We start from the raw sequence: 21671 nt of genomic DNA on the forward strand, positions 1-21671 counted from the left end.
TCCTTCGCATGTAGCACCTCCATAATGAAAACCACCAATGTATGTGCAACATTAACCACGAGCCGTGCCTTAGCAACCATGATGCTTATGCTAGTATACATAGAGGTGAAGGGGTTATTTGCTTTATTAAGCGTGGTGGCAAGCAATATCAGAAGGTTTAAGCGATGAAACAAAAAAAGAAACTCAAACAACTGAAAACTCTTTTTTAGTGATAGTATATGTTTGAAATCATATAACCACGTAGAAATATTTAGTTACAAAAATCTATAATGTAAATCTTATTACTTACCTTATATCCAATACTATAACGCTGTTGGTCTATTTGCTGGTCTAATACAGTATATTACTATTACAAAAACAATTAAATCAAATACTTATAATAAAAGATTGACTTCCTCCTTCACCGCCAATCTTATCTATTCTGAGAAACGCACTAGTTTTTCTGTGCTGTCCTACTCTATCCTAAATAAAATTCAGACACCTTAACAGTAAGACTGTCAGTCTGATCGTCTAATGCTGCCTGAATGGTGATTTTTATCCTATCTATCAAAAAAAAAACCACCAATAAAGAATATTGCTGGCTCATATCACTGCTCTATTGCTGCTAATATCTAAACCTACAGCTGTTTACTGCCCATACATCTCTTTATTGCTTCTTTTTCACTGTCACTTAGATTCATATGTAACTTGTTCAACCCCAAATTTATGCGGCAGTCTCGTCTGATTTTTTTCGTTTCAGCAGACATGACTGGTTTTGGAGTCGCGTTTACTGCTTCTGCAAAAGCAATGCTTGGTACCATCGCGTTGGCTGAGTAGCCTATTACACTGAATAAGGTGATAAATAGTACGAACAAGGTTTGTCTCATGGGCGCTCTCAGTCGATTTTTAAGATGATTATTTAGGACAGTCAATGAATATTTAACATCACTGGTTTGATTGAAAAGCACTACTTGAGATAACTAGCGCGCGCAGACGATGTTAATACTGCCTCTTATCATAGCCAGTTCCTATGTTAAGTAGCTTGATGAAAGTTTAAGAAACGTTAAGGTGTGAGCGTTTTGCATATCTGCTAGACCGTAACATCTCTTCAAGTAGAGACACAAGACCGGATATATCACAACTACTAGCCAAACCATTGCACATAAAAATGACGCCTACTTAGGGCGTCATTTTTAAATAATCAGATATCACTTTTAAGAGCGGTGTCTGTAGTCGTTTTTGCTTTGTTTATCGTTTTTATATTTGCCCTGATATTTGTCTTGATGCTTTTCTTGTGCTTTATGCTTGGCAGCCACTATTTTTGCTTTTTGCTGTGATACCTTTGCCTTATTTTTGACAACTTTATGCTTACTATCTGCCTTGCTATCTGCTTTGTTACCATGTTTTTGGTGTTGTACTTGAGCGGCATGAGACTTTGAGTAGTCAGGTGCAGCGTTGGCTTGACTAACCATAGATAAACAAGCGGTAGCGGCTAGAATCGAACTTACTATTATCTTTTTCATTGTTTTTTCCTAATGTAATTCATATTAATAAATGATGATTAAAGATACCTTATGAAGTATCACGATAAAGCATCGCTCTATCGACAAAGAAAATGATAACTGGTTCTCGTATTAAGTAGCTTTATGAAACTTGAAGAAAGGTTGCGATTGTTACCACTACTAAGCGCATTTACACATTAGGCGGTAGAAAGCTACAGAGTTGTACTACTAGTTGGGTATCGACTGAACCCATCAGCCTATGTATGATGCTTTTGGCAGCCGTACAAAGAATTTATAGCGCTTAGCATCTAACAACTATACACAGCTCAACTCTTCTATCAGCGCTGATTGGATAACAAATTTATGTGTGGGTTATTACGTGTTTTATTAACTGTAATTGGGGCAATACTCATTATCGACTGCGTTACCTTGATGGCTGTTGATAAGGTTAATTTTGGTACAGTGCTGCCTTTTTTGATAGGCGTGGTTTTTGTAGGGCATGGACTAGGTGCTCACTCGATTGCGAAAAATCCTTTACTGCGACGTATTTGGTACGGATTGTGGCTAGCGTTTGGGTTATGGCTCGCCAGCTTTTTGCTCTTTGTTTATTCATTGCAGCAGCAGATTGCCCAGGGCAAACAATATTTGCCACCTGTAGCAGCTATTATTGTACTCGGTTCTGGGACGGTCGATGGCAAGCCGACCCCTACCTTAGCTAGTCGCTTGGATACGGCAGCAACACTGATCGAGCAGCAGCCACAGGCGCTCATTATTACGAGTGGCGGTGTGGGCTATGAGCACACGCGCAGTGAGGCGGACATCATGGCGACGTACTTGCAGCAAGCACATGACATTCCACTAGATCGTATCTATCAAGAAGGAAAAAGCACCAGTACTGAGGAGAATTTGGCGTACAGCCAAATCATACTTGAACAGCATGGTATTGATAAAGAGGTACCGATTGCGATTGTCACCAGCGACTTTCATACCATCCGCGCAGCCGCCATTGCCCTCCATCAAGGTTATACGCAACCAATTACACTCGCCAGCCCAACCCCACTGTCTATTCGCTACAATGCATGGTTTCGAGAGTATTTTGCCTTTGGTAGCGGTTGGCTACTACAAGAATACTAATCGGCAGATGCCGTAACAAAAATATTACAAGGCGCTCAACTGGACGCCTTTTTTTGCAAAATATAAACCACGAATTTTGCCTCTGTTTTGAATGATGCTTTCTCTACTGCTGTCAGCAACGCTTGTCTTTTTTCACTACGTGCGCGGTAGGCATACGGGGTCATGGTCATTAAATCAGCCAAATCATCCGCTGATAATGTCATCTCTGTACTAACATGGTCAGTCCCCATCAAAGTAAAGTATGGCGCCAACTCGTGTAAAAACTTATCAGAATCATGCTCACGCACATCATCAAATAAGGCATCTCGCATCGTCGCCAAGTGTCCGGCATCTGGTTTGGCAATGATTAAATAACCATCATCGGCCAATACCTCAGCGAACGCTTCAGGCAAAATAGGACTAAAAATACTGCTAATACCCGTCACACTATGAGAGCGTAACGGTAGATGTGCGGCGCTGGTCACTAGCGGATAAATCACCGTTGTTTTGGCAGCGTTAGTATTATTGCGCTGATACCAAAGACGACCTGCCGCTTTACTCACTTTAGCCAATTCCACCAATGCAGGTTTGCTGATATCCGCTGCGAGTAAGTTATCAATAATACCTGAGCCCAGTTGTGCCATTGCTTGCGTGTAGTAGCCTTCGCCGCAGCCAATATCAAGCCAATTCACAGACTTGGTATTTTGCGCCTCTATGGCCTCACTTTTTGACAGTAGCGCTGCCATCTTTTGGCTAATCAGATTCTGTAACGGCCCATAGTGACCATGGTTCAAAAATCGCTTGCGGGCATTGATAGATTCTTGACTGTCGCCAGGTGCTTTTGATTTCTTCTGCTGTACAGGCAGCAGGTTGACGTAACCTTGGCGAGCCACATCAAAAGGGTGTGAGGTTTGCTTGGGGTGCAAACTACCGTCACAGCGCCAAGTATCTGCGGCAGGCTGTAGTGGCGACTGGCAAAGTGGGCAAATAAATAAGGACACAGGTATCTCAAAGTCATAGCAATATGACCCACATTTTAACAAATTTCGCGTTGCTTAGACGATAAAAAGCCACCTCAATAATCATCGAGATGGCTTCTAAGCAGGAAAGTTAGGTATGTTTGAGGCTTGTTTTTCTAACGCAGCTTCAAGGTCATTAGCCCAAGGATGACGAGAATGATGGCGATAATCCAAAACCGCGTCACCACTTGCGTTTCTTTCCAGCCAATTTCTTCAAAATGATGATGTAGCGGAGCCATACGGAAAACGCGTTTTTTGCGCAATTTATAAGAGCCAACTTGCAGCATTACTGATAGTGCTTCAGCGACAAATAGACCACCCATAATGGCAAAGGCAATCTCTTGTCGCGTCATCACGGCAATCGTACCGAGCATCGCACCCAGTGCCAACGCGCCCACATCACCCATAAATACTTGTGCAGGATGCGCATTGAACCATAAAAAGCCAAGACCTGCCCCGACCATGGCGCCACAAACGATAATGACTTCAGAATTATAGGGAATGTACGGAACATGCAAATAATCCGCAAAGCGCACATCGCCTGACACATAAGCCATCGCACCCAAGCCTGCTGCGACAAGCACTACTGGTAGGATTGCCAAGCCATCTAGGCCATCGGTTAAGTTAACCGCATTGGACGCACCATTGATCACAAAGTAGGTAAAGATAATAAAACCAATACCAAAAGGTACTGCCGAAAATGGAATCATCCAATCTTTAAAGATCGGTATCAACAAGTCCTGCATCTCGCGAGTGGTGTTGATATCCGGCTGTAGTGTGGCGATGTAGTATAAAGAGACGCCGACGAATAATGCGCCCATCGACAACCAAAAATATTTCTTTCGCGCAATCAGACCTTTGGGATCTTTATACTTGATTTTGAGCCAATCATCCGCCCACCCTACAGCACCGAAGATCACCATAACAACGAGCAAAATCCACACATAAGGATTGTTCAAACGTGCCCATAATAGAGTCGATACCCCAATAGCACTGAGAATCAATACCCCGCCCATGGTTGGCGTGCCAGTCTTGACCAAATGCGATTGAGGCCCATCATTGCGAATGGCCTGACCGTATTTGAGTGACCGCAGGTGCTGAATGACACGCCCGCCAAAAAACATACTAAATGCGAGGGCAGTGACCACCGCAAGCAGCGCTCGCAATGTCAACGAAGAAACCGCAGAAAACGGCGTATAATACTGGCCAAGCCAGCCAAACAACCAAACTAACACCGCCTACTCCTCTACTAGCGCATGAATAAGTGTTTCCATTGTCATGGAACGCGAGCCTTTGAATAACACAGTACAAGGCTTAGCTTGTTGCGCTTGCAAATACGGCTGTAAATACTGTAATAAACTGTCTTTGTCTGAGAATGCATGAGCATTGATATCAGCAACCTCTTTCGCACCAGCAACGGTGGCCTTGGCATAGTCGCCAACACAGAGCAGCACATCGATACCTGTGGTCGCGATCGTACGGCCGAGGCTTTGATGCTCACTAACTGCCGCCTCTCCTAGCTCGCCGATATCACCCAACACCATCACTTGCGTACCCGTTTGTGCAGCCAATACTTTGGCAGCGGCACGTACTGAGTGTGGGTTGGCATTGTACGTATCATCAATAAGGCGGTGCTTACCCAGTATCTGACTGTTCAGACGACCTTTGGCTGGGCGTGCATTTTCAAGCCCAATAACAATGTCGCTTACCTCAATGTTTAGCGCATGCGCACAGGCTGCAGCAGCCAAAGCATTATTGACATTGTGTTCGCCTGCTAATGGCAAGTTGATATCATGAATCTGATTACCGATATGTAGCTTAAACTCACTACGCTCTGGCTCTACATCTAAATGGCTCGCGCTGACATCGGTATTACCAAACCCAATCACATGTGACGTGTGCTTTTCAGCAATGCGGCGTAACTGATTGGTAAAATCGTCTTTATCAGGAACAATCGCAAACTGCGCATCCGTTAAGGTGTGATAAATCTCCGCCTTGGTTTGGCAAATACCTTCACGGCTACCGAACTCACCCAGATGAGCCGTACCAATATTTAGGATACAGGCCACATCAGGGCGCACAATCTCAGTCGTATAGGCGATCTCACCAATGTGGTTGGCACCTAACTCTAAAATGGCATAGCGATGATGGTCTGATAACTCAAGCAGCATCATTGGCACACCCAAATCATTATTGAGGTTACCACGAGTAATTAGTGTCGGTGCCAAACGACCAAAAATGCTACCTAGCATTTCTTTGCAGGTGGTTTTACCACTAGAGCCAGTAATCGCAATCACGGTCAGATCTTTATGCTGCTGACGACGATAACTGGCCAGCTGCCCTAACGCCAAACGGGTATCACTGACAACCAGCTGCGGAATCGCATTTGACTCAGATAAGGTAGGACGAGACACGACGGCTGCGATGGCACCTTTTGATGCGGCCATGTCAATATAGTCATGACCATCGAAATTCTGACCACTTAACGCCAAAAAGATATCACCAGGTTTTATCGTACGGGTGTCGGTCGCAATACGCTGACTGGCTAATGATGCCTGCCCTGCATCTGCATAGTCTTGTGGCAACTGCCAATGACTATCGAGCGATGCTGTCGCTGCGAGCATATTATCCATTTGCCAGACATAAAGCCCTTGCGACTGGATGGTGTTATCGTGGTCGGCTGTCATAATGGTTACCTTATATAATGACTACTTCATTTTTATATTCAATGATTAATTTTTTGATAATAAGCGTATTGATAGTCAATCGACTATATACGGCCAGATTGCGCTAACGCCTGCTGCAGAATAACACGGTCATCAAAATCATAACGGACGTTGTTAATCTCTTGATAGGTCTCGTGGCCTTTACCAGCGATGACGACGATATCGTCTGGACCTGCCTGACTCACGGCATATTCAATGGCCTTTTGGCGAGCAGGTTCTATATGTGTACGCTGATATTGCTCAGCACTCATCCCAGCCTGCATATCCTGTAAGATGGCATTAGGGTCTTCGGTACGTGGATTGTCAGCGGTCAAGACAACTTGATCAGCACCTGTGAGGCCCGCTTGCGCCATCAGTGGGCGCTTACCTGCATCACGATCGCCGCCACAACCAAACACTGCCCATAGCTGGCCTTTACAGTGAGTTTTCAGGCTCGCCAGCACTTGACGTAAGGCATCTGGCGTATGCGCATAATCAACGATAAAACAGCCATCATTCGATGGCACGCGCTGCATACGCCCAACTGCACCTTGTAGCTTAGGAACAGCCGTCGCAATACGCTCGATACTGATGTCTGACTTAGCACCGAGCGCCGCAGCTGCCGCCATCGATGCGAGCAAATTGGCAACATTAAAGCGCCCTAATAGTGGACTGACAATCTCGATAATATCCGTTTTCTCATCACCAACTGTTTTATCATTAAAGTCAGTACGCAGACTTATCTTGACGCCCTGTAGACTTGGCTCGATATCAGCAGCGACAAAAGTAGCAGATGTTGCAGGCTCTAGACTGTACGTCCATACCGTCAAGTCGCTAGCAGTGGCTGTATCCAACATAATCTGAGCATGTTCATCATCGACGTTGATGATGGCATGGGTCAAATCTGGGAAGTGGGCTTTATCAAACAGCTTGGCTTTGGCAGACGCGTATTCTTCCATATCAGCATGATAGTCTAAGTGGTCACGACTCAGATTGGTATAAATAGCAATGCTAACTGGCACGCCTTGTAAACGCTGCTGATCCAAACCATGAGAGCTGGCCTCTAATGCCAATATTTCAGCATTTTCGGTGCCCATTTGATATAAAAACTGCTGTACAGCCAAGGCGTCTCCAGTGGTATGGCTGGCTTGCACCAAAGCGCCAAGGCGACCATTACCTGCCGTACCCATCACTGCACTGCTCATGCCTGTTAATTGGGTCAGCTGTGCCACTAATTGACTGATGGTGGTTTTACCATTGGTGCCCGTGACAGCGACTACCTTTGGCAGCGTCACTGGCTGCTGATATTGCAAATATGCTTGGATTAAGCTGCCTAAGAAATCACGAATATTAGGAACGTATAAGATTGGGCACGGCAGCGCTGCTAATTGCTGCTGTGCGTTAGACTCACCATCCATCTTCAGAGGGGTATTTGCTTCGCTAATCAAGGCAGCAGGATCCATCTCTGAGAGGACAAAAGCAGCCTTCTCAGCGGCTTGTAGCAAATAATTTCGGCTCTTTTGGTAATTTGGATTGTGGCTTTTTAAAAGAATGAATACGTCATTATTGGAGAGTTGACGGCTGTCTAGTTGGAACTGCTGAAAAGGAATATGAGCAATGGATTGAATCTGATCCGCCCCTGACTGACTCGACGCCTGTTGAACCGATGCTGCGATCATCGCGGTTAGCTGTTGCGCCAGCCTATTATCGCTAGTATCGATAAGCTGCTGTAGAGTGGCCGTCGTAACAGTGGCACTATTTGGCGATAAGGTAGGCATGGTCATGAGCAAATCCTAAACAGTTAATACAAATCAGCCCTTAAAGAGCTGACTACTTAAAATCAGTGAACGCCTACTGTGGTTCTGTTTTGAGCGGCTTATCTAAAGGCACATTATACAATCGTAACGCTTCTTTCATCACGTTGTGGAACACAGGTGCGACCGTTAGACCCGCATAAATCTGACCGCGCGGATCTTCAATAAGCATGACGCCCACAAGCTTTGGATTAGACGCTGGTGCCATACCAGCAAAGACGTTACGATACTGATCAGTATAGTAACCACCTTCTGGATTGATACGGCGCGAGGTACCCGTCTTGCCTGCCACACGGTATCCGTCAATGGCGGCGGCTCTAGCTGTTCCACCTGCCTCGGTCACGCTCTCAAGCATCTGTACAATAGACATCGCCTGCTCGCGCGCCATAATTCGTTTGCTTGGTTGCGGTTTGTCATCTTTGATCAAAGTCAACGGGTGCATCACGCCACCTGCTGCGAGGGCTGAATAAGCCTGCGCTACCTGCGCTAGTGTCACTTGTAAACCATAACCATAGCTGACTGTCGCACGGCGTGAGGTTTCTTTCTCTTTTGGCGTCACAATCAGACCACTGCCCTCACCTGGGAACTGTAAAGGTGTTTTTGAACCAAAGCCAAACTGTCGTTGCATATTAGTAATGGCATCAGGCGGTAGCGACAACGCAATCTTCGTCGAGGCCACGTTACTAGACTTCTGTAATAGCGTCGCCATGTTAATCATGCCCAAGTTATTATGATCGCGGATGGTATAGCCACGCACGCGAATTGAGCCAGGATTGGTGTCAATTAAAGTGGTCGGCGTATATTTGCCTGAATCTAGAGCGGCGGCAACGGTGAACGGCTTCATCACCGAACCTGGTTCAAACACATCCAATAGCGCACGGTTACGCTGGTTTTCACCGGTCATCTCATTGAGATTGTTTGAGTTGAATGATGGCCATGTGGAGAGCGCCAGCACTTCACCAGTCTGTACGTCGACGATCATACCCGTCGACCAGCGCGCTTTTTGCAGACGCCCTGCTTTTTCTAGCTCTTTGTAGAGCAAGTATTGCAACCGCGAATCAATCGTCAGCGCCACATCTTTGCCTGGTATCTCAGGCTCAAGTTGCTTGATCTCTTTTAAGCTGTTTTGTTTGGCATCTTTTAAAACAAGCACTTTGCCATCGTCGCCTGCTAAATCTTTTTCATACTGGCTCTCAATACCAGCACGTCCTTCGTAACCACCCTCAGGGTCGTTGGCGTTTTGCCCCATAAACCCTAACAACTGCGCGTTAGATTGCGGCTGCGGATAATAACGCTGAAAGAAGTTTTTCTCATGGACACCAGGGAAATCAAGCGAGCTAACACTTTGCGCAATCTCAGGTGTGACTTTATTGAGAAGGGGTAAATAATGCGAGCCTGCACCAGACGGCAGCGCCGCTTTGACTGCTGCTTCATCGGTCACATCAATACTGTCATCGATTGCCGTGGCTTTTTTTAGCTCATCGAAAGAGATGTTGGCAGCCGCAGCCAGCGTCGTCAGATCCATATTGTCCAAACGCTTTTGCATACGCGCCTGCAATTGTGGACTATTAGGGTTGGTTAAGATAATACGTTTGAGCTCGTAGTATTCGCTCGCGTAATCATGCGGGCTAAATGACACGGTCGCCAGCGGTGCGCTCACTGCAAGTGGTAAATCATTACGGTCAGTAATCATACCGCGATAGGATTTTTGCGTGCGCTCACTGGTAATGAGCTCGTTACCTTTGTCTTGATAAAACTGCGCGTTGGCCACCTGAATATAGTAGGCACGGCCAATCAATAGCACCAATATAACCAGCGCCAAACCCCAAACGGTACGAAAGCGGTTTTTGTCCTGCTCAAAACCGCCACGAGAGGACGCGCCAGAGGCTTTACCTAAAAATCCTCTTTTACTCTTTGGGTTTCTGGCACTAGCATGCGTCCCTTTCGTGTCACTCTTTTTGATACGATCAAATAATTTGGCTTTACGACTGCCTGCCGCTTTATCACTCGTTTGTCCAGATTTAGCAGCGCTCGCACGGCGTAATGGTTTGGTCACCTTGCCACTGGCTGGTTTTTTGCTGGTATTTTTTGCTGGTGTGGATTTAGGTTTTTTGTCGCTCATTGTCCTGCCTCCGCTACCGGTTCTTCAGGGGAGATATCGGTAGAAGCTCGTGGTCCGACCACATCTAAATCTAACTCATCGTCGTCATCAAAGACTACTGGTGCCAAGGCGGTGGCGACACCAGGCTGAATAATCAGCTTATCCTTTAGTGTCGGTGAGTACATACCCAATTCCGCCACTGCACGACTGGCGATTTGCGGCGTGGCGCTAAAAGTTTGCTGTTCAATCAATAGACGCTGATGTTCTATTTGTAGCTTACGCTCTTGTTTTTTCATGTCTTGCAAGGTTTTATAATCCTGATGATATTGCTGAACGGCTTCGGCAGTCTTGATGCCGCTCCATACGATTGCGGCTGCCAAGAGCAGTAATACGACCACATAAATGCTCACCACATTGAACCGACGCACGAATAGCTCGCCGATATCGGTGTTATAGGGCGCGGCGGCGCGGCGGTTTGCAGGTTTGTCAGATATTGCCATGACGATCTCAAAAAGTGAACGTAAACGATAAAGTAGATAATGGTCTGCAAGCAATGAACGCATCATTGCTCAGCCATACCATTGATAAAAATAAAACCAAAGATGACCGTCTTATAGCGGCAACAGCCTACCGCTATAGCGATATGTCATATCAAAACCTGCTGTCTTACTAAACCTGCTATCTTGCAAAGTCGAATAGGTCGAATAAATAATCACGTTATTTTAGAGTAAAGAATGACTGAGTTGCTTGATATCTCAGACACTCTCAACTAATAAATGACGGAAAATTATTTGCTGAGCCTAACAGACAATATTTACAGCTTTTTAACAGTGGCGTAGCGATTAAGACATTTATGCATCATTCAGACAAACAATAGCAATCATATGCGATTTACTCAGTGTTTTCATCCATGATTTATGGCGCGGTCGTCTGCTGATACTCTGTGTCGGTGCGAGTTGCCATACGCAACCATGCACTGCGCGCGCGCGGGTTTTGACTCGTTTCAGCTTTGCTTGGGCCGACACGTTTTGGCTTGCTAAAGTAACGTGGACGATTGGGCGGCGTCGGCAAGTTTTCATCTTCTGGATACTGCCCTTTGCTATGTCGCTGCAAAAACTGCTTGATACGGCGATCTTCTAATGAGTGAAAACTAATGACCGCAAGCTGCCCACCTGACTTTAAGATAGGAATGCTTTGCGCTAAAAAGTCGTCAACATCGCCCAGCTCATTATTAATAAAAATACGCATGGCCTGAAAGCTTTGCGTGGCTGGGTGCTTGCCGCGCTGCCAATTGGGATGCGCCTCTTTAATTACCTCTGCCAGCTCAAGTGTAGACTCGTAGCTCTCCATTTGTTTGATAGCGCGCGCAATACGGCGACTATGACGCTCTTCACCAAACTCATAAAGCACATTGGCCAATGTCTCATCGTCCACCTGCTCAAGCCATTCGGCAACTGACTGGCCACGGCTGGTATCCATGCGCATGTCTACTGCCCCATCGCGCATAAAGCTAAAACCGCGGCTACCATCATCAATCTGCGGTGATGAAATACCCAAATCCGCCATCAAGCCGTCCACTTGCGTAATACCCATAGCAGCTAAACTATCAGTCAACGTTGCAAAGCTGTCATGAACCACACGCACACGGCTGTCTTTACTTGCCAACTCTTGCGCCACGCTAATGGCTGTCGGATCTTTGTCAAAGACAATCAGTGTGGCGTCATCGGCAAGCTGACTTAATAGTAACCTGCTATGACCGCCACGGCCAAAGGTCGCATCAACGTATATACCTCTTATATTTAAGCCATTTTGGTCGCCGTCTTTTTGCTTGGGTAGAGATTTTACACCCAACACTGCCGCGACGGTCTCTGGCAACAGCACCGCATCGTGGACAAAATCCAACTTATTAGACGGAGCAGAATCTTCCATCGACGATTGCAGGTTTTGAGCTGCATCATTTTCTATCGAAGAGGGGCTGATCGCAGGCTTAGGAGCAGCCGCGACTGAAGAATGGTTAGCGTTAGCATTTGACTTAGATTTAGATAGGGACACAAACAACTCAATAGATGACGACCATACTGGCCAGTAATTGGATGAAAATAAACAAGTTATGACTTGCTTAGCATTATTATCGCAAGGATACACGGCTAGTCAAGCACTAGAAGGGCTTTTCATTAAAAATATCACATGTCTCTGTTATACTAGCGCTATATTTTACGCTATTTCTTCACATCGACTTCATATCTTTCATCGCTATTTATACTAATAGCTTATATCGATAGTAAACTTTGAGACTTTTATCATGCACACCTCTACTGACAGCAAGCGCCCTGTACGTACGCGTATCGCCCCATCACCAACTGGCTTCCCACACGTAGGCACTGCTTATATCGCCCTATTCAATTTGGCTTTCGCCAAAGCGCATGGCGGCGAATTTATCTTACGTATCGAAGATACCGACCAGACGCGCTCGACTGAGCAATCAGAGCAAATGATTTTGGATGCCTTGCACTGGGTTGGCCTAGACTGGAGCGAGGGTCCAGATATTGGCGGCCCACATGCCCCTTATCGTCAGAGCGAGCGTAGTGATATCTACAAAAAACACGCTGAGATACTCATAGAAAAAGACCATGCGTTCCGCTGTTTTTGTACCCCTGAAGAGTTAGACGCTATGCGCGCTGAACAAATGGCCAATGGCGAGACGCCGCGTTATGATGGTCGCTGCGCACATCTTGCTCCAGAAAAAACCGAGCAATTAGTAAGCGAGGGCAAACCACACGTGATTCGTATGCGCGTGCCGACCGAAGGCACTTGTCAGGTACAAGACATGCTACGCGGTACGGTTGAGTTCCCTTGGACCCAAGTCGACATGCAAGTACTGCTAAAAACAGACGGTATGCCAACCTATCATCTCGCCAATGTCGTCGATGACCATTTGATGGAAATCACTCATGTGATGCGCGGTGAAGAGTGGCTCAACTCTGCGCCTAAGCATCAATTGCTTTATGATTATTTTGGTTGGGAAATGCCAACGCTTTGCCATATGCCACTACTACGTAATCCTGATAAATCAAAACTGTCTAAGCGTAAAAACCCAACCTCTATCACCTACTATCGTGATGCAGGCGTGCTACCTGAAGCGTTGCTCAACTATCTTGGTCGTATGGGCTACTCAATGCCTAATGATGCCGAGCAGTTTACGCTAGAGGAAATGATTGCCAGCTTTGACATTCAGCGTGTGTCGCTTGGTGGCCCTATCTTCGATATCGAAAAGCTGAACTGGCTTAATGCCGAGTGGCTACGTGCGCTTAGCCCTGAAGAGCTAAAAAATAAAATCCTTGAATGGGCCAGTAATAGTGACAAGCTCACCGCCATCGCAGCGGCGATTCAGCCACGTATCGAGCTATTGTCTGATGCGGTGAATTGGGGTGGTTTCTATTTCCAAAACCTACCTGATATCAACGCTGAAAGCTTCACTCATAAATCGCTCACCCCTGAGCAAATTATTGAGATGCTGCAATTGGCGCTTTGGCAGTTAGAAGTCTTACCAACTTGGTCAGAAGAAAATATCTACGCCACGCTAAAAGGCCTAGCCGCTCACCTTGATATTAAAATGCGTGACTTTATGGCGCCGTTCTTTATTGCTATCGCTGGTAGCACGTCATCAACGCCCGTTATGAACTCCATGGCAATTATCGGTGCTGATATGACATTGACTCGCTTGCGTCATGCGGTTGATGTACTGGGCGGCCTCGGTAAAAAGAAACTGAAAAAGCTAGAAAAACAAGCAGCAGAATTGCCAGATTTTTTGGCTGCTGCTGAGTAATTCAGAAGCTGAATAACTTATCTACTAAACAGTTAATTAGCGAAACTTGTCGAATGTAAAAGGGTCAAGCCATCTTTGACCCTTTTTTTGTTGTTAGTCAATACGGCTACTTCCATATCATCAAATTTTTAATTGGAAATAAACATGGCTACCAAAACCGTCACGATAGAAAGCAAAGATTATGTGTTTAACACCCTAAAAGAAGCGCAAAAATACTACGATACCATCGTAAAAGAGCTTTTTGAGGCAAACCTTACCCTAACCACAGGTCAGGATTTTGAAGATTTAAAATGGATATACCGCACTTACTGCGGTTATACCAAGCATAATCTAGATAAATTAGGCAAATATGACATCATTGGGGTCAAAAGTATCAGAACGATCCGAGAAAAAGGCGGTCAATATGTGCCAACGGAGTGCTGTGCGATTATTTTTTCTGATGGTAGCGAAGCAGAGTTTTATACCGATAAAGCCATCAAAGAGATCGCGCTTAAGCAAAATCCACGCTAATTTGGAATTCTTGGGCCTTTAGAATAGGCTAAAACGCTTTTTTTGCATATTTATGCATTATTTTTAAAATAGTGGTTGACAAGACTGCCGCTCTTACATAAAATACGCACACTCTTAGCGAGGGGCTATAGCTCAGTTGGTAGAGCACTTGCATGGCATGCAAGGGGTCAACGGTTCGACTCCGTTTAGCTCCACCATACTTATTTATAGCAACGCTCAGTATTACTGAAACGTAATCGTAAATACTCGCTAGTAGGACGATATCAGCACCTAGGCAAGGCTTGCTCTATTATTAATAGATAAGCTATCTGATATTGTGAAGTACCGTTGTAACCACTGGTTATAACACTCTATGCGTCCCCATCGTCTAGAGGCCTAGGACACCGCCCTTTCACGGCGGTAACGGGGGTTCGAATCCCCCTGGGGACGCCACTATTCGGCGTCACTTATTAGCCCTTTTGCATAGCATCAGATCAGACTAATAAGCGAACACTAAAAAAGCCCAGTCATCATCCGGTGACTGGGCTTTTTTACGTCTGTCATTTCTCAAATATGTCTTAACGCTGCTCTCACCACCTTATAGCTATCCGCGCTATTGCCAAGCTATTCAATGCTCGCTACTATCTATCCCATCAGCATTTGATAAAATATAAAAATACCCTACGACGTATGGATTTTTGGTGCTACTAAAGGAAGGGATTAGCTATGTTTGGTATTGAGAATTACCTAGGGTTTGTCCTAGCCGCTATTTTATTGAACCTCACGCCCGGCACCGATAGCATGTATATCATCACCCGCAGTGTCTCGCAAGGACGAGCCGCAGGGGTTTATTCTGTATTAGGCATCACCTCTGGCGCTTTGGTACATACATTATTCGCGGCGCTAGGACTGTCAGTGCTGCTCGCCAACTCCCCTACGGCATTTATGCTCGTGAAGTATATTGGTGCGGCTTACTTGTGTTATTTAGGCTTTAAAATGCTAACGAGCAAAAACTCGAACTCAATCGCAAACAGTTTGTCTAAAGCTCAGAATGTGACTAACCAAAAGGCCGTAGACGGCTGGAAAATCTATCAGCAAGGCATGTTGACCAATGTGTTTAATCCAAAGGTTGCCTTGTTTTTTATTGCGTTCTTTCCGCAGTTTATCGACGCTAGTTATGCTTATGGCATGCTTTCATTTTCAATATTGGGCCTGACTTTCGCGACCACTGGCTTTATATGGTGCTTATGTTTGGCGCTATTGGCGGCGCGATTTAGTACACGCTTGCGGGAAAACCCCTCTATTGAAACAATGTTAAATAGAGTCAGCGGTATGGTGTTTATTGGGCTGGGGATTAAGTTATTGACTGAGAAGGGTTGAGTACTTAAGTAATCAGAGACAAAAGCGTGTGTTATAAAAAAGGCCTCAATCATGATGATCGAGGCCTTTTGTCTATATGAAGTTTGATGAACTATTACACTGCTTCTTTACTCTCAGCAGCTAATTGACGTAGTACATAATGCAACACGCCGCCATGACGCACATATTCACGCTCTTTTGGCGTTTGTAGACCGACATTGACCTCAAAGGTTTCTGTCGAGCCATCAGCACGGGTGGCGGTGACGGTGGCGACTTTGCTCTCGCCATTATCAAGGCCTGTGATGCTGAGCACTTCTGAGCCATCGAGGTTGTATGTAGACGCGTCTTCATCGCCTTTAAAGGTCAACGGCAAGACGCCCATGCCCACAAGGTTAGAGCGGTGAATACGCTCAAACGAGTTGGTCAATACCGCCTTAACACCCAGCAAAATCGTACCTTTGGCTGCCCAATCACGGCTTGAGCCTGAACCGTATTGCGCGCCGCCAAGTACCACAAGCGGACGCTTGTCTTCTTTGTACTTCATCGCCGCATCATAGATGGCCATTTCTTCACCATCTTCGAGCGTTGCGCTGTCGTCTTTGAAGTAGTAAGTATAGCCGCCTTCTTTGCCGCCCATCATGGTATTTTTGATACGGATATTGGCAAAGGTACCACGAGTCATGACTGCATCATTACCACGGCGCGAGCCATAGCTGTTGAAGTCTGCTTCCATCACACCGCGCTCTTGCAAGTACTTACCTGCTGGTGAGTCTGGATCGATATTACCTGCTGGTGAGATATGATCGGTGGTGATTGAGTCACCAAACAGACCTAAAATACGCGCGCCTTCGATATCAGGGATTCCTTCTGGCTCCATGGTCATACCATCAAAGAACGGTGGATTTTTGATGTAGGTCGACCCTTCATCCCATGGATACAATTGGCTATCCGCTGAACTAATTGCGTTCCACGCGGCACTACCGTCAAATACTTCGCCGTAGTTTTTGCGGAACATATCAGCATCAATATTGTTGGCAATTAACTCGTTGATCTCTTCTGAGGTTGGCCAGATATCTTTTAAATAAACATCATTGCCATCTTGATCCTGTCCTAGTGGATGAGTGGTCAGATCGATATCAACAGTACCTGCCAATGCATAGGCAACGACCAATGGTGGTGAGGCTAAGTAACTGGCTTTGACATGCGAGTGAATCCGACCTTCAAAGTTACGGTTACCAGACAGTACCGCTGCCGCGACTAAGTCGTTTTCCTCAATGCCTTTTTCGATCTCTTCTGATAATGGCCCTGAGTTACCGATACACGTCGTACACCCATACCCTACTAAATAGAAGCCCGTCTTTTCTAGCTCATCCATCAGATGGGTCTTTTCTAAATAGTCGGTGACCACTTTAGAACCAGGTGCGAGTGAGGTTTTGACCCATGGCTTGGCTTTGAGGCCTTTTGCAGCGGCTTTTTTGGCCACTAGACCTGCACCAATCATTACTGCTGGATTGGAAGTATTGGTACAAGAAGTAATGGCAGCAATAACTACCGATCCGTCTCGTAGTTTGTGTTGCTTGTCATCGATGCTGACATTTGAAAAGACATTGTTTGCTGGTGCATGTTTGAGATCATCGTCTCTTGTGTCGACTTCGATCTTTGGTTCAGCTGCCAAGTGTTCCGCTTGCTCTTGCTCGCCGCCTTCTTGGTCAAAGCGTACTTTGCCTTCGACTTCTGACTTGCGATCTTTGGTCATTTTTTCTAGCGTTTCGCCAAACTTCTCATGCATATCAGATAAGTTGATACGCTGCTGCGGCAGATTAGGGCCTGCCAGTGCTGGCTGGACAGAGGACAGATCAAGCTCTAGCTTACTGGAGTAAGTCGCCGCTGGCGTATCGGCATCATGCCATAAACCTTGCGCCTTGGCATATTTTTCGACCAACTCAATTTGACTCTCTTCGCGGCCTGATAGACGCAGATAGTCAATCGCCATTTGGTCAATTGGGAAAATACCACAAGTTGCACCGTACTCTGGTGCCATATTAGCAATCGTGGCACGATCTGCAAGTGGCATACTATGTAAGCCTTCGCCATAAAACTCGACAAACTTACCAACCACGCCATGTGCTCGTAGCATCTCCACCACACGCAATACCAAATCCGTCGCGGTGACACCTTCTCTGAGTTTGCCTGTCAGCTCAAAACCCACCACTTGCGGAATGAGCATCGATGACGGTTGACCAAGCATCGCCGCTTCAGCTTCGATACCGCCAACGCCCCAACCAAGCACACCGATACCATTAATCATCGTCGTGTGACTGTCGGTACCAAACACCGTGTCAGGATAGGCTGTCAGCTCGCCATCGACCTCTGCTGCCATGACCACGCGCGCAAGATACTCAAGGTTGACTTGGTGGACGATACCCGTCGCTGGCGGGACAACGACAAAGTTCTCAAAGGCATTACGGCCCCAATGCAAAAACTCATAGCGCTCATTGTTACGCTTAAATTCAATTTTTTCGTTCAAATCTAGCGCATCTTCGCGGCCATAAGCATCAACCTGTACAGAGTGATCGACGACCAACTCACTAGGGATAAACGGATTGATCTGCTCAGCCTTTCCGCCAAGCTCGACCACTGCATCACGCATCGCCGCCAAATCGACTACTGATGGTACACCAGTGAAATCCTGCAATACCACACGCGCTGGCATAAAGGCGATTTCTTTTGACGCCTCAGCCCCTGCATCCCAGTTGGCAACCGCTTCAATATGGTTTTTACCGACCGACTGGCCGCCATCTTCGTTACGCAGTAGATTCTCTAACACGACCTTCATACAAAATGGTAGCGTTTTGATATGCTCGTAAGTTTCGGTAAGTTTGGGCAGGCTGTAGTAGGCATGCTCCTTGCCAGCAACTGAAAGGGTGTCTTTTACATTAAAAATATCACTCATGATAGCTTCCTTATCGTTGTTATAGATCCTAGACATAAATTATTATAAGTTTATATATAACGGGTGGCTCAATAGATGATCGATATATCTTTAATCAGCAGAGCAGTTTAATAAAACGGTCTGATGTGACTCTGTGTTAACAAAAGAGATAACCATCTCTTTGCTGTTTAACAGAAACGTCCTTTTACCATAACAAACATATGAGGCTTTGTTAACGTCTGGACGTTGTCAAATCGTGGCACAATCGTAAACGTACCAAAGGTTTGGCTAGCCAATCTTGAGTGACTCATTCCTTTTTATTCTTTTGGCGTCGACCACTGCGAAATACATAGCTGTCTTCATAAAAACTAGGCACTGCATTTTCTGCCCAAAAATGCGGCACACCTAAGATTGGCAATGGCGCAAGCTGGCGCGGTGTCACGTCATCTTTTGATAATAATGTGTCCATGTATTCGGCAACTTTGTCATCCAAAAAACGTATACGCTCAGCTAATGGTAGGGTAAAGAAACTTTGCGTCACATGGATGATAATGCTGTGCGCACATAAAGGTTTGCGCGGATAGAGTAACTGCTCTAGCAAGGCATGCCCAAAGATATAGACTGCGACTTGAGCGCTGTCATCAGGCTGTGTTGGATCGTCCCATTTATCACGGGGTCTCACCAAACTTGACTGCCAGTCGAAATCAACCAATGCCTCGCCGATACTAGCATCAGAAGTCACTAGCACCGCCCCATTTTCATCAAACACCGTAATAGTGTCGCGCACACGCCCTCGACGCTCACTGATGCCTTGTTTGGCGATTTCCAGCATGTGGTAATAATTCAGCACTGCTTTGGTCTTGGGAAAGGTCAGCCAAATACTGCCATTAAATAGGTCATGCAAGTTGTCACGCGTCGGAATGTTGCCAGTTGTACCGATGAAATGCTCGTAAGCCTCCCCTTCAGGTAATGCGTTTTGAGAGACAAATTGTAGCGTTTGAGGCGTTTGGTTATGGGTAGGTTTGGTCTGCGGTAATGGCTGTTCTAAATGATTGGCCTGCTGCTGCATCGCCGTTTTTAAGACGTTGGCAATCGTGTCAGGCGTACTGATGTCAGAAGCATCTACATACTGCTCATCTAAACTATCCGATTCACTTAAGCTATTCATCTGCTGACTTGGTCTACTAAGGCGCTCAATAGTGGTGCTCAAGTAATGTCGTTGAGTAATGTGCAACAGCCACGGCGCTTGCCAATCAATCTCAGCAAAGCTGTTATCAAGTGTGCCCTCTATTTTAGACGGCGGCTCAATACAGGCGGTAGAATCAGGTTTGGTAGGTAAATCACTGGCAGGCATAGGCGCTATCTCTTAAAGGCTATCTCTGTTAGACGTATGGACGGTCTATGGTATCATGGTGCGCTTTTTTACAGCTAGATGCACCGCTCGAAAGGTCTTTTTGAGCGCTATGGACGAACAAGTTTTATGGCAAATTTTAATACCCACTTAAATGTCGCTTTTATGGTCAGCGGCACTCTGAGTTTGACGGTTTATAAGGCAGGCTTGATTGATGATTCAGGGTTTTTAGTATGCGTGGCGCTTGGTACCATCGGTGGATTACTACCAGACTTGGATTCTGATAATTCAACACCGATTAAGCTCGGTTTTAATATCACCTCGTTTATATTTGCCTTTGGTCTGGTCATGCATTGGCGTAGCGATCTGAGTTTGCTCGCATTGATCGCATTATGGCTCGCGGGGTATGGTTTTATGCGCTATGTGATCTTTCATATTTTTACCACTATGACGGTGCATCGCGGCGTCATCCACTCTGTGCCTTATATGGCGATACTTGGACTGGGGTTAACCTGTCTAAGCTATTATGGTCTACATCTACCGCTGACAACCAGTTGGTTTTATGGTCTGTTTTTATTTGGTGGCGCGATGGTGCATTTATCATTGGACGAGCTATATAGCGTCAATTTGTCCAATATGAAAATGAAGCGCTCATCGGGTACGGCGATGAAATTTTATCAGCCAAAAGACAAATGGTGGTATCTGCTCTTATATACTATCCTTGCACTACTGGTATATGTTGCCCCGCCTTTTGAGATGTTTTGGTTACGACTGAGCGACCCTTCTGCATGGGCGCAGCTCAAAGTCGGTATATTACCAGAGTTAGTAAAAGGCATGCTGCAATAAAGTTATCATAAGATCATTAAGCATAAACGAATAAGCCCAAACGAAAATTAGAGTCAAACATGCAATCTTCCTTACCCGTGTGCCCTTGCCAAATCAATCCATTATCAGGCACAAACTCGCCACTCTCTTATCAAGACTGCTGTCAGCCCTATCATGATGCTTTTTATAATGATGAAGTAGATAAGGCGGATAGTATAAAAGTGGAGACAGCCGAACGGCTTATGCGCACGCGCTATAGGGCCTTTGTATTGATTAAACCAGACTATATCGTTAAGACTACCGTACCCGCGCAGCAAACTTTGCTTGATATCAATGCGATTGAGAGTTGGGCCAAAGAGACGGACTGGGCAGGATTAGAAATCGTGGCGCATATACCGAAGCTGAGTAAAAGACATGCGCAGGTTGAGTTTAAGGCGTATTTTAGAAATTCTGAGGAAACAACGGGTGGTTTAGCAGAAAAAATACAGGCGCATCATGAGTTATCTACCTTTGTGACAGTAAAAGACAGAACTAGTAACGATGCGCATTGGTATTTTTTAGATCCAACGGTTGCGATGACAGTGACGCAAAAGCAACCGTGCATTTGTGGGTCTGCAGAGAAATTTAAGCGGTGTTGTGGGGTTTATATTTAAACA

The 21671-nt window shown here is 45.8% G+C and carries 18 protein-coding genes and 2 tRNA genes; 9 read left to right on the forward strand and 11 right to left on the reverse strand.

Annotation, left to right across the window (positions count from 1 at the left end; translation table 11 throughout):
- Positions 1-617 precede the first annotated feature (617 nt).
- Both BTW00_RS04900 and BTW00_RS04905 read right to left on the reverse strand, forming a co-directional pair.
- Positions 618-866: a hypothetical protein gene (locus BTW00_RS04900; protein ID WP_075106483.1), complete on the reverse strand. Its 249-nt coding sequence runs from the start codon at positions 864-866 to the stop codon at positions 618-620.
- 327 nt (positions 867-1193) lie between these two features.
- Positions 1194-1502 carry a hypothetical protein gene (locus tag BTW00_RS04905; protein WP_075106484.1) on the reverse strand — a complete coding sequence of 103 codons (309 nt, stop codon included), beginning with the start codon at positions 1500-1502 and terminating at the stop codon, positions 1194-1196.
- A gap of 342 nt (positions 1503-1844) precedes the next feature.
- On the opposite strand from BTW00_RS04905, the gene BTW00_RS04910 reads away from it, so the two are divergent.
- Positions 1845-2615 carry a YdcF family protein gene (locus tag BTW00_RS04910; RefSeq protein WP_075106485.1) on the forward strand — a complete coding sequence of 257 codons (771 nt, stop codon included), beginning with the start codon at positions 1845-1847 and terminating at the stop codon, positions 2613-2615.
- A gap of 35 nt (positions 2616-2650) precedes the next feature.
- Here the strand turns inward: BTW00_RS04910 and BTW00_RS04915 are convergent, their stop codons facing one another.
- From BTW00_RS04915 to BTW00_RS04940, 6 genes are all read right to left on the reverse strand, one after another.
- A complete protein-coding gene (locus BTW00_RS04915) occupies positions 2651-3601 on the reverse strand; it encodes a putative RNA methyltransferase (protein WP_075106530.1) in 951 nt (316 codons plus the stop codon).
- 128 nt (positions 3602-3729) lie between these two features.
- Positions 3730-4848 carry a phospho-N-acetylmuramoyl-pentapeptide-transferase gene (gene mraY, locus BTW00_RS04920; protein ID WP_075106486.1) on the reverse strand — a complete coding sequence of 373 codons (1119 nt, stop codon included), beginning with the start codon at positions 4846-4848 and terminating at the stop codon, positions 3730-3732.
- Positions 4849-4851: 3 nt separating this feature from the next.
- Positions 4852-6300: a UDP-N-acetylmuramoyl-tripeptide--D-alanyl-D-alanine ligase gene (murF, locus tag BTW00_RS04925; protein WP_075106487.1), complete on the reverse strand. Its 1449-nt coding sequence runs from the start codon at positions 6298-6300 to the stop codon at positions 4852-4854.
- 83 nt (positions 6301-6383) lie between these two features.
- Positions 6384-8102, reverse strand: a complete 1719-nt coding sequence (locus BTW00_RS04930; RefSeq protein ID WP_075106488.1) for a UDP-N-acetylmuramoyl-L-alanyl-D-glutamate--2,6-diaminopimelate ligase — start codon at positions 8100-8102, stop codon at positions 6384-6386.
- Positions 8103-8169: 67 nt separating this feature from the next.
- Positions 8170-10254 carry a penicillin-binding protein 2 gene (locus BTW00_RS04935; RefSeq protein WP_075106489.1) on the reverse strand — a complete coding sequence of 695 codons (2085 nt, stop codon included), beginning with the start codon at positions 10252-10254 and terminating at the stop codon, positions 8170-8172.
- Positions 10251-10733: a cell division protein FtsL gene (locus tag BTW00_RS04940; protein WP_075106531.1), complete on the reverse strand. Its 483-nt coding sequence runs from the start codon at positions 10731-10733 to the stop codon at positions 10251-10253. The genes BTW00_RS04935 and BTW00_RS04940 overlap by 4 nt, the downstream gene beginning before the upstream one ends.
- A 14-nt stretch (positions 10734-10747) precedes the next feature.
- Between BTW00_RS04940 and BTW00_RS14050 the strand changes: the two genes are divergently transcribed.
- Entirely contained in the window at positions 10748-10906 is a 159-nt protein-coding gene (locus BTW00_RS14050) for a hypothetical protein (RefSeq protein ID WP_156770989.1), read from the forward strand.
- A gap of 242 nt (positions 10907-11148) precedes the next feature.
- Here the strand turns inward: BTW00_RS14050 and rsmH are convergent, their stop codons facing one another.
- Entirely contained in the window at positions 11149-12162 is a 1014-nt protein-coding gene (gene rsmH, locus BTW00_RS04945; RefSeq protein ID WP_075106490.1) for a 16S rRNA (cytosine(1402)-N(4))-methyltransferase RsmH, read from the reverse strand.
- 373 nt (positions 12163-12535) lie between these two features.
- On the opposite strand from rsmH, the gene gltX reads away from it, so the two are divergent.
- From gltX to BTW00_RS04970, 5 genes are all read left to right on the forward strand, one after another.
- The gene (gene gltX, locus BTW00_RS04950) at positions 12536-14059 is read left to right on the forward strand and encodes a glutamate--tRNA ligase (RefSeq protein WP_075106491.1); all 1524 of its coding nucleotides are present in this window, start codon (positions 12536-12538) and stop codon (positions 14057-14059) included.
- 144 nt (positions 14060-14203) lie between these two features.
- On the forward strand, positions 14204-14569 hold the full coding sequence (locus BTW00_RS04955; RefSeq protein WP_075106492.1) for a hypothetical protein: 366 nt from the start codon (positions 14204-14206) through the stop codon (positions 14567-14569).
- 121 nt (positions 14570-14690) lie between these two features.
- Positions 14691-14766: transfer RNA gene (locus tag BTW00_RS04960), tRNA-Ala, on the forward strand.
- 159 nt (positions 14767-14925) lie between these two features.
- A tRNA-Glu gene (locus BTW00_RS04965) sits at positions 14926-15001 on the forward strand.
- Between the two features lie 273 nt (positions 15002-15274).
- Positions 15275-15928 (forward strand): LysE family translocator, encoded by a 654-nt coding sequence (locus BTW00_RS04970; protein ID WP_075106493.1) that lies wholly within the window; start codon positions 15275-15277, stop codon positions 15926-15928.
- A 94-nt stretch (positions 15929-16022) separates the two neighbouring features.
- Here BTW00_RS04970 and acnA read toward each other — a convergent pair whose 3' ends face one another.
- Both acnA and BTW00_RS04980 read right to left on the reverse strand, forming a co-directional pair.
- Positions 16023-18860 carry an aconitate hydratase AcnA gene (acnA, locus tag BTW00_RS04975; RefSeq protein WP_075106494.1) on the reverse strand — a complete coding sequence of 946 codons (2838 nt, stop codon included), beginning with the start codon at positions 18858-18860 and terminating at the stop codon, positions 16023-16025.
- A gap of 286 nt (positions 18861-19146) precedes the next feature.
- On the reverse strand, positions 19147-20193 hold the full coding sequence (locus BTW00_RS04980; RefSeq protein WP_075106495.1) for a DUF3025 domain-containing protein: 1047 nt from the start codon (positions 20191-20193) through the stop codon (positions 19147-19149).
- A 126-nt stretch (positions 20194-20319) separates the two neighbouring features.
- On the opposite strand from BTW00_RS04980, the gene BTW00_RS04985 reads away from it, so the two are divergent.
- Both BTW00_RS04985 and BTW00_RS04990 read left to right on the forward strand, forming a co-directional pair.
- On the forward strand, positions 20320-21036 hold the full coding sequence (locus tag BTW00_RS04985) for a metal-dependent hydrolase (protein ID WP_075106496.1): 717 nt from the start codon (positions 20320-20322) through the stop codon (positions 21034-21036).
- A 59-nt stretch (positions 21037-21095) separates the two neighbouring features.
- The gene (locus BTW00_RS04990; RefSeq protein WP_075106497.1) at positions 21096-21668 is read left to right on the forward strand and encodes a YchJ family protein; all 573 of its coding nucleotides are present in this window, start codon (positions 21096-21098) and stop codon (positions 21666-21668) included.
- The last annotated feature ends 3 nt before the right edge of the window (positions 21669-21671 follow it).

This window comes from Psychrobacter sp. C 20.9, assembly GCF_001921765.1.
GTDB lineage: Bacteria > Pseudomonadota > Gammaproteobacteria > Pseudomonadales > Moraxellaceae > Psychrobacter > Psychrobacter piscatorii_B.

Bases quoted from the DNA above. Each gene is read 5' to 3' on its own strand.
- BTW00_RS04985 (WP_075106496.1), top strand. From the start codon at position 20,320: ATGGCAAATTTTAATACCCACTTAAATGTCGCTTTTATGGTCAGCGGC.
- BTW00_RS04935 (WP_075106489.1), bottom strand. From the start codon at position 10,254: ATGAGCGACAAAAAACCTAAATCCACACCAGCAAAAAATACCAGCAAA.
- BTW00_RS04940 (WP_075106531.1), bottom strand. From the start codon at position 10,733: ATGGCAATATCTGACAAACCTGCAAACCGCCGCGCCGCCGCGCCCTAT.
- BTW00_RS04930 (WP_075106488.1), bottom strand. From the start codon at position 8,102: ATGACCATGCCTACCTTATCGCCAAATAGTGCCACTGTTACGACGGCC.
- BTW00_RS04955 (WP_075106492.1), top strand. From the start codon at position 14,204: ATGGCTACCAAAACCGTCACGATAGAAAGCAAAGATTATGTGTTTAAC.
- gltX (WP_075106491.1), top strand. From the start codon at position 12,536: ATGCACACCTCTACTGACAGCAAGCGCCCTGTACGTACGCGTATCGCC.
- rsmH (WP_075106490.1), bottom strand. From the start codon at position 12,162: ATGGAAGATTCTGCTCCGTCTAATAAGTTGGATTTTGTCCACGATGCG.
- BTW00_RS04990 (WP_075106497.1), top strand. From the start codon at position 21,096: ATGCAATCTTCCTTACCCGTGTGCCCTTGCCAAATCAATCCATTATCA.
- acnA (WP_075106494.1), bottom strand. From the start codon at position 18,860: ATGAGTGATATTTTTAATGTAAAAGACACCCTTTCAGTTGCTGGCAAG.
- BTW00_RS04910 (WP_075106485.1), top strand. From the start codon at position 1,845: ATGTGTGGGTTATTACGTGTTTTATTAACTGTAATTGGGGCAATACTC.
- BTW00_RS04980 (WP_075106495.1), bottom strand. From the start codon at position 20,193: ATGCCTGCCAGTGATTTACCTACCAAACCTGATTCTACCGCCTGTATT.
- BTW00_RS04970 (WP_075106493.1), top strand. From the start codon at position 15,275: ATGTTTGGTATTGAGAATTACCTAGGGTTTGTCCTAGCCGCTATTTTA.
- murF (WP_075106487.1), bottom strand. From the start codon at position 6,300: ATGACAGCCGACCACGATAACACCATCCAGTCGCAAGGGCTTTATGTC.
- BTW00_RS04900 (WP_075106483.1), bottom strand. From the start codon at position 866: ATGAGACAAACCTTGTTCGTACTATTTATCACCTTATTCAGTGTAATA.
- BTW00_RS04905 (WP_075106484.1), bottom strand. From the start codon at position 1,502: ATGAAAAAGATAATAGTAAGTTCGATTCTAGCCGCTACCGCTTGTTTA.